Raw genomic sequence first — 728 nt, 5'->3', positions numbered from 1 at the left:
GCGCTGGGGAGACCCTTCGGCCCCGACCCCCTGCTGACGGCCGCCCTGGCGGAGCGGCTGCGTGAGTCCGGCGCGGACGCGGGGCAGCCCGTGGTCATGGTCGCCGCCGGCTCGACCGATCCCGCGGCGATGACCGACCTCGAGGGTGCCGTCGCGATGCTGGCTCAGGCGTGGGGCGGCCCTGTGCGACTGGCGACCCTGGCCGGACTCGGCTCGCGCCCGGTCGATGTGGTGGAGCCGGGCGACGCGGTCTCGCCGTACCTCCTCGCGACAGGGCACTTCGACCGCCGGCTCCGCGAGGAGTCCCGGGCTGCCGGCGCGACGGTGATCGCCGACGTGATCGGGCCGCACCCGTCGGTGGTGGACCTGGTGGTCGAGCGGGCGGGGGCGCTGGGGGTGGGCTGATGTGGGCCTGTCGGGTGGCGGTTTACCAAGGTATGCAGCCGAATCCGCACTTCCCGTGGCGTACTCACCCGGGGAAGCGTCGGTTCGGCTGCATACCTTGGTAAACCGACGCGGGCGCCAGCCCGCCAGCCCGCCAGCCGACCCAGCACGCACACCCCGCCACAACCGACCGCCATCACCGCCCCGACCCCAGCACCTCCGGCGTGTGCAGCCGCACCAGGAACCGGCGAGCGTGGATCGGCTCCCGCCCCGAGGTGAGCAGCGAGACCGCCACCATCACCGCACCCGCGAGCGGCACGCTCCACGCCGCCGGCTGCGCGAGC

At 74.7% G+C, this 728-nt stretch carries 1 protein-coding gene; it reads left to right on the top strand.

Annotation, left to right across the window (positions count from 1 at the left end; translation table 11 throughout):
• A partial coding sequence (locus E7Z54_RS23640) for a sirohydrochlorin chelatase (RefSeq protein WP_431188821.1) occupies positions 1-405 on the top strand: 405 nt, incomplete at its 5' end.
• Positions 406-728 lie beyond the last annotated feature (323 nt).

Origin of the sequence: Nocardioides sp. (assembly GCF_004803405.1) — a bacterium.
GTDB lineage: Bacteria > Actinomycetota > Actinomycetes > Propionibacteriales > Nocardioidaceae > Nocardioides > Nocardioides vastitatis.
The sequence above is the reverse complement of the archived record's forward strand: the minus strand, read 5'-3'. Positions and strand labels throughout refer to the sequence as shown.